The 12,223-nt window shown below is 72.5% G+C and carries 12 protein-coding genes; 6 read left to right on the top strand and 6 right to left on the bottom strand.

Translation table 11 applies throughout. The features are described 5' to 3' along the window. Window positions 1–177 precede the first annotated feature (177 nt). Together groL and ACF1GV_RS25150 are read left to right on the top strand one after the other, a co-directional pair. Entirely contained in the window at window positions 178–1,800 is a 1,623-nt protein-coding gene (groL, locus tag ACF1GV_RS25155) for a chaperonin GroEL (RefSeq protein WP_361631511.1), read from the top strand. Window positions 1,801–2,013: 213 nt separating this feature from the next. Next, window positions 2,014–3,141, top strand: a complete 1,128-nt coding sequence (locus tag ACF1GV_RS25150; protein WP_391684849.1) for an NADH:flavin oxidoreductase — start codon at window positions 2,014–2,016, stop codon at window positions 3,139–3,141. Between the two features lie 228 nt (window positions 3,142–3,369). Here ACF1GV_RS25150 and ACF1GV_RS25145 read toward each other — a convergent pair whose 3' ends face one another. From ACF1GV_RS25145 to ACF1GV_RS25135, 3 genes are all read right to left on the bottom strand, one after another. Beyond that, window positions 3,370–3,948, bottom strand: coding sequence for a hypothetical protein (locus ACF1GV_RS25145; protein ID WP_363263560.1), 579 nt, complete (start codon window positions 3,946–3,948; stop codon window positions 3,370–3,372). Between the two features lie 129 nt (window positions 3,949–4,077). Further along, a complete protein-coding gene (murQ, locus tag ACF1GV_RS25140) occupies window positions 4,078–5,016 on the bottom strand; it encodes an N-acetylmuramic acid 6-phosphate etherase (RefSeq protein WP_391684846.1) in 939 nt (312 codons plus the stop codon). A gap of 126 nt (window positions 5,017–5,142) precedes the next feature. Further along, complete coding sequence (locus ACF1GV_RS25135; protein ID WP_363263558.1) at window positions 5,143–6,030, bottom strand: MurR/RpiR family transcriptional regulator; 888 nt, start codon at window positions 6,028–6,030, stop codon at window positions 5,143–5,145. A 55-nt stretch (window positions 6,031–6,085) separates the two neighbouring features. Between ACF1GV_RS25135 and ACF1GV_RS25130 the strand changes: the two genes are divergently transcribed. Both ACF1GV_RS25130 and ACF1GV_RS25125 read left to right on the top strand, forming a co-directional pair. Further along, a complete protein-coding gene (locus ACF1GV_RS25130; RefSeq protein WP_391684844.1) occupies window positions 6,086–6,466 on the top strand; it encodes a hypothetical protein in 381 nt (126 codons plus the stop codon). Next, window positions 6,463–6,732, top strand: coding sequence for a DUF4031 domain-containing protein (locus tag ACF1GV_RS25125; protein WP_391684842.1), 270 nt, complete (start codon window positions 6,463–6,465; stop codon window positions 6,730–6,732). Before ACF1GV_RS25130 ends, ACF1GV_RS25125 begins: the two co-directional genes overlap by 4 nt. Before the next feature lie 18 nt (window positions 6,733–6,750). Here ACF1GV_RS25125 and ACF1GV_RS25120 read toward each other — a convergent pair whose 3' ends face one another. Together ACF1GV_RS25120 and ACF1GV_RS25115 are read right to left on the bottom strand one after the other, a co-directional pair. Next, entirely contained in the window at window positions 6,751–7,818 is a 1,068-nt protein-coding gene (locus ACF1GV_RS25120; protein WP_391684840.1) for a GNAT family N-acetyltransferase, read from the bottom strand. Between the two features lie 10 nt (window positions 7,819–7,828). Further along, window positions 7,829–8,494: a hypothetical protein gene (locus tag ACF1GV_RS25115; protein WP_391684838.1), complete on the bottom strand. Its 666-nt coding sequence runs from the start codon at window positions 8,492–8,494 to the stop codon at window positions 7,829–7,831. 47 nt (window positions 8,495–8,541) lie between these two features. On the opposite strand from ACF1GV_RS25115, the gene ACF1GV_RS25110 reads away from it, so the two are divergent. Then, window positions 8,542–9,204 (top strand): maleylpyruvate isomerase family mycothiol-dependent enzyme, encoded by a 663-nt coding sequence (locus ACF1GV_RS25110; RefSeq protein ID WP_391684836.1) that lies wholly within the window; start codon window positions 8,542–8,544, stop codon window positions 9,202–9,204. A 128-nt stretch (window positions 9,205–9,332) separates the two neighbouring features. Beyond that, window positions 9,333–10,010: a copper homeostasis protein CutC gene (locus tag ACF1GV_RS25105; RefSeq protein ID WP_391684834.1), complete on the top strand. Its 678-nt coding sequence runs from the start codon at window positions 9,333–9,335 to the stop codon at window positions 10,008–10,010. 132 nt (window positions 10,011–10,142) lie between these two features. Here ACF1GV_RS25105 and ACF1GV_RS25100 read toward each other — a convergent pair whose 3' ends face one another. After that, window positions 10,143–12,116, bottom strand: a complete 1,974-nt coding sequence (locus ACF1GV_RS25100; protein WP_391685104.1) for a HelD family protein — start codon at window positions 12,114–12,116, stop codon at window positions 10,143–10,145. Between the last annotated feature and the right edge of the window lie 107 nt (window positions 12,117–12,223).

The raw sequence follows: 12,223 nt of genomic DNA, 5'->3' as shown, positions 1-12,223 counted from the left end.
CATGCCCGAGTGCTAATCATTGCGTTAGCACTCTGAAGGTGAGAGTGACAACGTAAGGACCGGGTCGGTGAGGCCAGGGCCGGGCGGGGCAAGGAGCTTCCTCCGGTCGGGGCCGTCCGTCGCGGGCGCGGGCGCGGTCCGAAGTAATCACCCCCAGTCCTGGAGGGACCACTTCACATGGCCAAGATCATCGCGTTCGACGAGGAGGCGCGGCGCGGCCTCGAGCGCGGCATGAACCAGCTCGCGGACGCCGTGAAGGTGACGCTCGGCCCCAAGGGCCGCAACGTCGTCCTCGAGAAGAAGTGGGGCGCGCCCACGATCACCAACGATGGCGTGTCCATCGCCAAGGAGATCGAGCTCGAGGACCCGTACGAGAAGATCGGCGCCGAGCTGGTCAAGGAAGTCGCCAAGAAGACGGACGACGTCGCCGGTGACGGTACGACCACCGCGACCGTGCTCGCCCAGGCCCTGGTCAAGGAAGGCCTGCGCAACGTCGCCGCCGGTGCCAACCCGATGGCTCTGAAGCGCGGTATCGAGAAGGCCGTCGAAGCCGTCTCCGCCGCCCTGCTGGAGCAGGCGAAGGACGTCGAGACCAAGGAGCAGATCGCCTCCACGGCCTCCATCTCCGCCGCCGACACCCAGATCGGCGAGCTCATCGCCGAGGCCATGGACAAGGTCGGCAAGGAAGGCGTCATCACCGTCGAGGAGAGCAACACCTTCGGCCTCGAGCTCGAGCTCACCGAGGGCATGCGCTTCGACAAGGGCTACATCTCCGCCTACTTCGCCACCGACATGGAGCGCATGGAGGCGGTGCTCGAGGACCCGTACATCCTCATCGCCAACTCCAAGATCTCCTCGGTCAAGGACCTGCTCCCGCTCCTGGAGAAGGTCATGCAGTCGGGCAAGCCGCTGCTGATCATCGCCGAGGACGTCGAGGGCGAGGCCCTGTCGACCCTGGTCGTGAACAAGATCCGCGGCACCTTCAAGTCCGTCGCCGTCAAGGCCCCGGGCTTCGGCGACCGCCGCAAGGCCATGCTCGGCGACATCGCCATCCTCACGGGCGGCGAGGTCATCTCCGAGGAGGTCGGCCTCAAGCTGGAGAACGCGACCCTGGACCTCCTGGGCCGCGCCCGCAAGGTCGTCATCACCAAGGACGAGACCACCATCGTCGACGGTGCCGGCTCCTCGGACCAGGTCGCGGGCCGCGTGAACCAGATCCGCGCCGAGATCGAGAACAGCGACTCCGACTACGACCGCGAGAAGCTGCAGGAGCGCCTGGCGAAGCTCGCCGGCGGTGTCGCGGTCATCAAGGCCGGTGCCGCCACCGAGGTGGAGCTCAAGGAGCGCAAGCACCGCATCGAGGACGCCGTCCGCAACGCCAAGGCGGCCGTCGAGGAGGGCATCGTCGCCGGTGGTGGCGTGGCCCTGCTGCAGACGACCCACGTCTTCGACAAGCTGGAGCTCGACGGTGACGAGGCGACCGGCGCCCAGGCCGTGAAGCTCGCGCTCGAGGCCCCGCTGAAGCAGATCGCGGTCAACGCCGGCCTCGAGGGCGGCGTCGTGGTGGAGAAGGTCCGCAACCTGACCCCGGGCCACGGCCTGAACGCCGCGACCGGCGAGTACGTCGACCTGGTCGCCGAGGGCATCATCGACCCGGCCAAGGTGACGCGCTCCGCGCTGCAGAACGCCGCGTCGATCGCCGCGCTGTTCCTCACCACCGAGGCCGTCATCGCCGACAAGCCGGAGAAGGCCGCGGCCCCGGCCGGCGGCGGCATGCCGGGCGGTGACATGGACTTCTGATCCTTCCGGGATCGCCTGTCCTTCACAGGTCTTCGCGAAGGCCTTTCCGAGGGCGGTACGTCCAGCTTCTGGCTGGAGGTGCCGCCCTCGGGCGTGTCAGGGGTCACATTCGCCGGGTCCCGTCGCCGGAATGAGGGGCGGGGCGTGATCGGTTGCTTCAGTGAGTGCAACAATGCGCGCGCACATACCCACCGGTCACCTGAGGAGCCTCGCATGACCCTCGCCGAGCCCGCCGCCGCCCGCGCGGCCGCCCTGCTGTCCCGCCCGACGACGATCAACGGTCTGACCGTCCCGAACCGCATCGCGATGGCGCCGATGACCCGGATGTTCTCGCCGGGCGGCGTCCCCGGCGAGGACGTGGTGTCGTACTACGCCCGCCGTGCCGCCGCCGGGGTCGGCCTGATCGTCACCGAGGGCACCTACGTCGGGCACGAGTCGGCGGGGCAGAGCGACCGGGTGCCGCGGTTCCACGGCGAGGAGCAGCTGGCCGGCTGGGCGAAGGTCGCCGAGGCCGTGCACGCGGGCGGCGGCACGATCGTGCCGCAGCTGTGGCACATCGGCATGGTCCGCAAGCAGGGCGAGCCGCCCTTCCCGGACGCCCCGGCCATGGGCCCCTCCGGCCTCGTCACGGCCGGCGCCGAGCCCACCGGCAAGGCCATGACGCAGCAGGACCTCGACGACGTGGTCGCCGCGTTCGCCCAGGCCGCCGCCGACGCCGAGCGCATCGGCTTCGACGGGGTGGAGATCCACGGCGCCCACGGCTACCTCGTCGACCAGTTCCTGTGGGAGGGCACCAACCGCCGTACCGACGCCTACGGCGGTGACCCGGTGGCCCGCACGAAGTTCGCGGCGGAGATCGTCGCGGCCGTCCGCGAGAGGGTGTCGCCCGAGTTCCCGGTGATCTTCCGCTACTCGCAGTGGAAGCAGCAGGACTACACCGCGCGCCTCGCCGAGACCCCCGAGGAGCTGGAGGCCATCCTCACCCCGCTGGCGGCCGCCGGTGTCGACGCCTTCCACGCGTCCACCCGCCGTTACTGGCTGCCGGAGTTCGACGGCTCCGACCTCAACCTGGCCGGCTGGACCAAGAAGCTGACGGGCAAGAGCGTCATCACCGTCGGCTCGGTGGGCCTCGACGGCGACTTCCTCCACGCCTTCCAGGGCGAGGGCTCGCCGGTCAAGAACATCGACAACCTGCTGGACCGCCTGGAGGCCGACGAGTTCGACCTGGTCGCCATCGGCCGTGCCCTGCTCCAGGACCCCGAGTGGGCGGCGAAGGTCCTGGCCGGCCGCTTCGACGAGCTGAAGCCGTACGACGCGGCGGCCCTGAAGACGCTGAGCTGACCCGGCGGCGCGCTCGCGCCGGGCTGAGCGAGAGGCGTGCGCGCCGAGCGACGGCCGGGGTGTCCGGACAACGGAGGCACCCCGGCCGACGTGTGTCTGGGAGCCGCTCCGGACCGCTCCAGGGATTTTCATGAGCAAGGGGAACGGGTCGAGCCGTCCGAGACGGCCGCCGCGAACGGATGACCACCACCCCGGTCACCGCCACGCTGCCCTCGCGTCGGGACGCGGCTACAGGTTGCCCATGGGCTCGATGTCCACCTTCACCGGCGTGCCCCACACCCGCAGCACCTCGTAGTCGGTGAACTCGTGCACCAGCCGGTACGCCATCGCCGGCCGGGGCCCGCGCCGCTGGGCGGCCAGATACAGCTCGGCCTCCCGGCGGTCGTGGCGCGGCGTGCCGCACAGCTGCCACTCCCGCCCGTTCCACGCTTCCGGCAGCCATCGCTGCTGCGGCTGCGGCCGGTCCTCGCGCACGCCGTAGCGGGACGGCATCCGCTCCGCGGTGTCCTGGGGACGCGGCCGGCCGTACCCGCCGCCGACCTCGGCCCGCCGGGCCGCCCGCCGCCGTGTCTCGCACAGCAGGCACAGGTCCGGCGCGCTCTCGTCCACGGGGCCCTGCGGGTGCTCGGCGCAGCGGGTCGTCGGCGGCGCCGAGGACACGCTCTCCTCCAGCAGGTCCAGCGCCCGCCGCAGATCCGTCTTCACCTCGTGCAGCTTGGTGTCCGGGGAGTCGGCGGTGAGCGCCTCACCGTGCTCGCCGAGGAGCCGGAGGGCGCGCCCGAGGGCGGTGAGCTGCGCGTGGTTCATGTACTCGAGGGTAGGCCGCGACAGCCGCTTCGCGTGCGCGAGAGGGGCGCCTGGCAGCGGGCGCACGGGGAGCCGACGTATGCCGAGCACCCCGGCATGTACGGCGGGGGCCGTCGGAGGCCGCCCCGTTCATGACGTGTGGGCCGCCGCCAGGGCCGCGCGCAGATGGCCGCCGGACTCGGCCAGCAGGCGGGCCGCCGTCGGGCCGTCCACCCCGGTGAGCAGGACCAGGATCGCGTTCTTCACCTCGCCGTCGGTGGCCGTGAGCGCCGCCTCGATCTCCTCCTCGCCCGCCCCGGTGGCGAGCGCGACGATCCGGCGGGAGCGGGCGCGCAACTTCGCGTTGGAGGCGCGCACGTCGACCATCAGGTTCCCGTAGGTCTTGCCGAGACGGATCATCGTGATCGTCGAGAGCATGTTCAGCACGAGCTTCTGGGCCGTGCCGGCCTTCAGCCGGGTCGAGCCGGTGATCAGTTCCGGCCCCGCGACGATCTCGATTCCGTGGTCGGCCGCCGCCGCGAGCGCGCTGCCCGCGTTGCAGGCCAGCCCGATCGTGAGCGCCCCCAGCGAGCGGGCGTACTCGACCGCGCCGACCGCGTACGGGGTGCGGCCGGAGGCGGAGACGCCGACCACGCTGTCCTGCGGCGTCAGCGCCAGCGCGTCCAGGTCGGCCCGGGCCAGTTCCCTGGAGTCCTCGGCACCCTCGACGGAGGTGACCATGGCCTCGGGGCCACCGGCGATGAGGCCGACGACCTGGCCGGGCTCGGTGTTGAAGGTGGGCGGGCACTCGGAGGCGTCGAGCACGCCGAGCCGTCCGGCGGTGCCGGCCCCGGCGTAGACGAGGCGGCCGCCGCGGGACATCCGCTCGGCGACGGCGTCGATGGCGGCGGCGATCTGCGGCAGACGCTCGGCGACCGCACCGGGCACCCGGGCGTCCTCGTCGTTCATCAGCCGGGCGATCTCCGAAGTGGGCAACTGATCGATCCCGGCAAGCTCGGGCCGGAACGCCTCGGTGGTCAGCGAGTCGAGTTCGGCGCGCAGGTCGGGGGCGTGGGGGTTGGAGGCCATGGCGAAACGGCTCTTTCCGATCGGGGTGCGGATGTCTGACCCAAAGGGGCGCGGGGACTGCGCGATCGACCACAACGGACCCGCAGTCACCCACGACCGTCAGTCCTACGGTCTTGAACGGCTGAGCTACCGCCGGTGCCGGTGCGCCAGCGCCTCGTAAGACGCCGCCAGCGCCGGCCCCGCCGTGTCGTACGTCCGCTGCGCCACACCCACGAACAGGCAGTCCACCACCAGCAGTTGACTGGTCCGGGACGACATCGCCGCCGGCCGCAGCTCGCTCTCCCGGGAGGTGGAGGTGGTCAGCACATGGTCGGCGTACTGCGTGACCGCGCTGTCCGGGCGCCCGGTGATCGCCACGGTGGTGGCGCCGTGCTCGAAGGCGACGCGCAGCGGTTCTATGACGTCGCCGGTGGAACCGGAGTGGGTGATGGCGATCGCCACGTCCCCGGCGCGCAGCTGCACCGCGTTGGTGACGGCGAGGTGCGGGTCGCTGTGGGCGTGCGCGATCAGGCCTATCCGCAGGAGTTTCTGGGTGAGGTCCTGGGCGACCAGGCCGGAGGCGCCGATGCCGTACACGTCGGTGCGGCGGGCGGCGGCGAGTGCGGTGACGGCCGCGCCGAGCTGCCCGGTGTCGAGGCCGGCGGCGGTGTCGGCGAGGGTCTGCTGCTCGTCGTAGGCCAGTTTCGTCACGACGTCGGCGATCGGGTCATCGACCGCGATGTCGGTGGTGATGGCGGGTGCGCGGCCGGACTGCTGGTGTGCGGCGAGGCCGGCGAGGGCCAGGCGCAGGTCGCGGTAGCCCGGGTAGCCGAGCAGGCGGGCGGTGCGCACGACCGTGGCCTCGCTGGTGCCGGTGCGTTCGGCGAGGCCGGTGACCGTCAGGGCGGCGCAGCCGGCCGGGTCGCTCGCGACGGCCTCGGCGACGCGCTGCATGGAACGGGTCATCGAAGGGGCGAGCGTGCGCACCTTGGCGGCCAGCGCGCCACCGAAAATTTCCTTCACATCCTGGCTCACCCCTGAAAGATATTTCCGGCTCGGTGCCCGGGGCAAGAGTGCGCACAATGGGGACATGAATCCCGTCAGCCCCCTGGAGCAGGCCCTGCACGCGGCGCGTGCGCGTGTGATGGCCGACCTGATCGCGCGTGAGGTCGCCGAAGCGGACGTGGTGTCGCTGGTCGAGAACTCGATCGCCCAGCGGCGCTGGTGGGTGGAGCAGTGGCCGGAGGGAGTGGCCTACATCGCCGGGCTGGTCGCGCAGGACGTGCAGGACGCGCTGCTGGAGCGGTACGGCCGGTGGCCGCTGTGCCCGGTGTGCGGCTCAGGTGACCCGCACGCCCTGGACGTCGAGCCCGAACTGGGGCCCGATCCGCACTGGGTGTGCCACAAGGCGGGGGTGAAGGTCGCCGCGGTGGGCCGCCTAGGGGCCATGGGCGGAGCGCACTCCTCGTGACGGTGTACATCGACCCGCCGACCTGGCCCGGCCACGGCCGCCTGTGGTCGCATCTGGTGAGCGATGTGTCTTACGACGAACTGCACGCGTTCGCCGACGCGTTGGGCGTACCGCGGCGGGCGTTCGAACGCGACCACTACGACGTCCCGTCCCACCGGTATGCGGACGCGGTCGCCGCGGGGGCGGTCGAGGTCGGCAGCCGCGAGGTGGTACGCCTGCTGATCGCCTCCGGCCTGCGCCGGCGCAAGGGGCGGGCGCGGGCCTAGCGGCGGCTGGAGCGCGGGCTAGCGGCGCAGCGCGTAGGCGACGTGCGTGCCGTCGTCGCCGACCTGGGTGAAGCCGGCCCGGGTGACCACAGCATGGGACGGCTCGTTGCCCCGGTCGACGGTGGCGAAGACCACCCGTACGTCGTCCCGTTCCAGCGCCCAGTGGGCCAGCGTCCGCAGCGCCTCCGTGGCATAGCCCTGGCCGCGGGCGGAGGGGACGAGGTCGTAACCGACCTCCACCCGGCCCTCCTCGTCCGGCGCGCCGTGGAAACCCATGCCGCCGATCGCGCGGCCGTCCTGGCGCCGTACGAGGGCGAACATCCCGAACTCCGGCCGGTGCACACCCGCCTCGTACGCCTGCGCCAGCATCCCGGCCGCCCGGCGGGTGCCCTCGTACGGCCCGTCCTCGCTCCAGGTGAAGCCGCCGTCGCCGCCCAGGTTCAGATCCCGCGCGGCGGCGGGGCGGACGCCGGTCAGCGTCAGGCGCTCGGTCTCGATGACCAGGTTGTTGCGCCAGCGCCACTCGGTGACCGGCGCACGGTCCGGAAGCTCACCGCGGCCGGTCGCCCACAGCAGGGTCGGCCAGGGTGCCGGGCCCGGCTTGACGTGCGGGAACAGGCGTGTGAGCAGGTCCTCGCACAGCTCGGCGGGCGGCTCGTAGGCGAAACCCAGGCCCTCGGCGATGTCATGGGTGTGCAGCAGCACCTCGGCCACGCCCATCGCGGCGAACCCCTCCCGGTCGGCGCTGCGGAACGGGTACGGGTGGAAGGCGCGCACCCCGGGCGGTGTCGCACGCACGGTGGTGGCCAGCAGCACGCCCATCGTCTCGATGACCTGGAGCAGCCCGAAGTTGCCCGGGTCGCCCTCGAGGACGAGCTCGACGGGTACGTAGTCCTCCTGGGCGCGGCCCGCCAACTGCCCGGCGTAGGAGAAGAGATCCTCGGCGATGTGGAACGCCGTGGTGTGACAGCTCCACTCCAGCCGGCCCGCCTTCACCGCCGTCCAGTCCTGGTCCGCCACCGGCCGCAGCGCCGCGAGACAGCTCGCCACGGCCGCGTCCACCTGATCCCCGCCCCATGTCTCCATGAACGGCACCCTAGGCATCCGGCTGCGTGGAGGGCGACAGCATTTCCAGCTCGGAGCGGAGGTTGTAGCGGGCGGTCGCCTCCCAGTGCTCCCGGCCGTACGGCGTGCTGAACAGCCGCGGCAGCGCCAGAAGGTGCCGCAGGACGTCCGACCGCCCGGCGCGGAAGGCGTCGTTCGGCACGAAGTGGTACTCCTCGCGGACGGCCGCGGTGTAGGCGGCGTACGCCGACGGCGGCGCGGCCAGGATCGCCAGGTCGGCGTCGCACAGCACCTGCCCGTTGCGGTCGCCGTCGGCCGGGTCGTGCCCGGCGGTGAGCCGCACCAGCCGGGCCACCTCGGCGGTCTTCGCCGCGGTGAGACCGGCCTCGGACAGGGCGCGCTCGGCGAGCCGGGCGGAGCGTTCCTCGTTCGTCGACCGCTCGGGCAGATAGACGGCGTCGTGGAACCAGGCGGCGAGGCGGACCAGGTCGGGGTCGTCGGCGTACTTCTCCAGTACGTCGACGTGGTCGAGGACCGCGGTGAGGTGGGTGAGCGTGTGGTAGTGCCGCTGGGGCTCCTGCCAGCGGCTCAGCAGGGCGTCGGCGTAACGGTACGGAGCGATGACGCAGGAGTCGTCGTCGCGTGCCGCGAGGAAGGCGCGCAACCAGCGGGAACGCAGATCATCGAGATCGGCCATGCGTTCATTCTCCCGCCACGCGCCGCCCGCCCCCTAGCGTGGACGACATGACGACTGACGTACATGACCCGGAACTGCCCGGACGGCTGCTGACCGCCGAGCGCGATGTGCTGATCCCCCTGCTGCGTTCCCGCCCCGACGCCGACTTCGCGCTGCCGGCGGCGGCCTGTCCCGGCTGGTCGGTGCGGGATGTGCTGGCGCACTGTTCGGCCGCCCTGACGCGGGTGGTGGAGGGCCGCCTGGAAGAGGGCGTGTTCTCGCCGGAGTCCAACGACCGCGACATCGCCGAGCGCGCCGAGTGGACGAACGCCCAGGTGGTGGACGAGCTGGAGCGCGGCATGACCGAGGCGGGGCCGCTGATCGCCGAGGCGGGCGGGAAGCTGGACGGGCTCGCGCTGGGGGAGTGGGTGCACGCCGGTGACGTGCGGGACGCCTTCGGGGAGCCCGGCGCGTACGGCGGGCCCGGGCTGCCGTACGCCCTCGCGCTGCTGGTGCGACGGACGCAGGAGCGGGAGCATCTGCCGCTGCACGCGGACCTGGACGACGTCGACGAGCCGCTGCGGCTGGGTGCGATCGTGCCGCAGCGGCCGCCGGCCCGCTACATCGGTGACTCCGCGACCCTGGTCCGGCTGTACGCGGGCCGGCCGGTGAAGGCGGGCGGGTACGAGCTGGCGGGGGCGCGGGAGGAGGAGCTGAACGTCTTCGGCTGACGCGCCGTCCCGCGAAATTTTTCGGCCGGGCGGGCGGCGGGTGCGACGGGCTGCGCGGGAGCTGCGGGGCGTATCGTAAAATTGGACTAGACCTGTAGCAGCCCGTCCGAGCCGACGAATGGGGTCCCATGAGCAAGCGCGCAGTCCTGGAGGTGATCGCCCTCGACACCGCGGACGCCGTCGCCGCCCAGGCCGGAGGCGCGGACCGCCTCGAGCTGGTCACCGACATGGCCGCCGACGGGCTCACCCCGTCCGTGGACACCTTCCGCGCGATCCGCGCCGCCGTCGACATCGATCTGAGGGTCATGCTGCGGCTCGCGGGCGGCTTCGCGGCGGGGGACCCGCGGCGGCTGGTGGACACGGCGGGGGAGCTGCGCGCGGCCGGCGCCGACCAGTTCGTGCTCGGTTTCCTCGAGGCGCACGGCGGGGTGGACCTGGCGGCCGTCGAGCGGGTGGTGGCCGTGCTCGACGGCTGTCCCTGGACCTTCCACCGGGCCATTGATCACTGCGCCGACCGGGACGCTCTGCGCAAGGCGCTCGACGGGTCGCCGGGGCTGGACGCGTTTCTCACGGCCGGGTCCGCCTCCGGCGTCGACGCGGGTCTGCCGACGCTGCTCGCGGAGGCGGGGCGGTACGAGCAGCAGATCCTGGTGGGCGGGGGGCTACGGCTCGACCACGTCCCGGCGTTGCGCGCCGCGGGGATCGACGCGTTTCACATCGGCGGCGCGGCTCGCTCCGGGGGGTGGGAGGGGCCGGTGTCGGAGGGGGCCGTTCGTGAGTGGCGAAGGGTGCTGGACGCGGGGTAGCGCGGTGGGGGTCCTGTCTCATCGCCGGGTGCGGGCCGGTCGTGGCCGGTCGCGCAGTTCCCCGCGCCCCTGAGGTCGGCCGCAGAGCCGTTGGCCGCGACGCGGGCCCCGCGCCCCTCGGTGCGCCCCAGCTCACCCCAACTGGTCGGGCAGCGGCGCCGCGTGCGTGACGATCAGGCCTGAGACCGCCCTCGTCAGCGCCACGTACAGGCGGCGCAGGCCCGTGCGTTCGTCCGGTTCACCGTCGACCACCGCCTGGGGCTCGTCCAGGACCACGTAGTCGTATTCGAGGCCCTTGGCCAGGGAGGCCGGGACCAGGGTCAGGCGGGTGTCGGGGGTGGTCTCCTCGCCCGGGGCGAGATACGTCAGGCCCGCCGCCGTCAGTGCCTCGGCCAGCGCGGGGACGCGCGCGTCGGCGGCGATGAGGCCGATGGAGCCCTCGTGGCGCAGCAGCTCCCCGCAGGCGGCGACGACGCCGGTGTCCCCGTCGGCACCGTCGATCTCCCGGACCTCGAAGAAGCCCGGGTTCTCGCGGACCGACGCCACCGGGGTCAGGCCCGGCGCGATGTGCGGCAGCAGCCGGGAGGCGTAGGCGATGACGTCCGTCGGCACGCGGAACCCGGCGGTCAGCTCCTCCACGACGGCGTCGGACTTGCCCAGGTGCGCCAGGGCCTCGGCCCAACTCCGGGTCGCCCACGGCGTGGTGCCCTGCGCCAGGTCGCCGAGGACGGTCGCCGAGCCGGTGGTGCAGCGCCGGCCCACCGCCCGGTACTGCATGGGGGACAGATCCTGCGCCTCGTCCAGGACCACGTGCCCGAGGGAGTGCGTGCGCAGGATCAGATCGGACGCCTCGTCGATCAGTACGGCGTCGGCGGCCGACCACTTGGCCGACTTCACGCTGCGGGCCGGCTTCGCCCACAGGATCGTCTTCTGCTCCTCGTCGGTGAGGACGCCGGCCGCGTGCTCGGCGAGGAACTCCGCGTCGAACAGCAGCCGCAGCACCAGCTTCGCCGGGTCGACGGCCGGCCAGATCGCCTTCACGGCCGCCTTCACCGCCGTGTTGCGGGCCACCGCGTCCTGCACCCGGTCGTCGGGGGCCTCCCCGGCGCGTTCCATCTGCACCAGCACCGCGTGCGCGATCCGCTGCGGCAGCGCCTCGCGGGCGGCGCCGTAGCGGATGCCGCGCTCCAGCAACTGCCGTACCAGTTCCTCGATCTCGTACGCCGCCACGCGCCAGCGGCGCGATCCGCGCACCACGACGACCGGCTCGGTGGGCATGGTGACGTGGGAGTACAGGGCGCGCCGCAGCACCTCGGCCATCCGGGCGTCGCCCTTGACCACCGCGGCGTCCGCGTCGTCCACGCCCCGGACGTCCACGACGGCGACCAGGTCGTCGACCGTGGCCTGCTGCACGGTCAGCTCGCCCAGCGCGGGCAGCACCTGCTCGATGTAGTGCAGGAAGCTCTTGTTCGGCCCGATGACGAGGGTGCCGGTGCGGGCGAGGCGTTCCCGGTGGGCGTACAGCAGATAGGCGACGCGGTGCAGGCCGACGGCGGTCTTCCCGGTGCCGGGGCCGCCCTGCACGCACACCGTGCCGCTCAGCCCGCTGCGGACGATCTCGTCCTGTTCGGGCTGGATGGTGGCGACGATGTCCCGCATCGGGCCGACACGCGGCCGCTCGATCTCCTGCTGGAGCAGCCGGCTGGTCTGCGCCGCCTCCGCCGGGTCCGACAGGTGCTCGTCCTCGTACGCGGTCAGCTCGCCGCCGGTGTAGCCGAAGCGGCGGCGCAGCGCGATGTCCATCGGGTCCTTCTTGGAGGCCCGGTAGAACGGCTGCGAGACGGGTGCGCGCCAGTCGATGACCATGGGGTCGCCGGCCGCGTCGTGCACATGCCGCCGCCCGATGTAGAAGCGTTCCCCGTCGGCTCCTTCGGCCTGCTCGGCGCCCGGCGCGTGCTGGTAGTCGAGGCGGCCGAAGAACAGCGGGGTGTCGCTTAGGTCGGCAAGCGCCTTGATGCGGTCGTCGATCTGGCGGGCGAGGACCTGGGCGTTGACCCAGTTCGCGGCGACGTCGGTGATGTCGAGGGCCTCGACGTCCTCACGCATCGCGCGCAATGCGGCACGGGAGGAGGCGAGATGGGCACGTTCCCGGGCCAGGGGGTCGGCGTCGGCGGACAGGGACACGGGCGTGGACAAGGGGGTGCCTCCGGAAG

Origin of the sequence: Streptomyces sp. NPDC014006 (genome assembly GCF_043088925.1) — a bacterium.
Taxonomy (GTDB): domain Bacteria; phylum Actinomycetota; class Actinomycetes; order Streptomycetales; family Streptomycetaceae; genus Streptomyces.
This window is presented reverse-complemented; position numbering and strand designations above follow the sequence as displayed.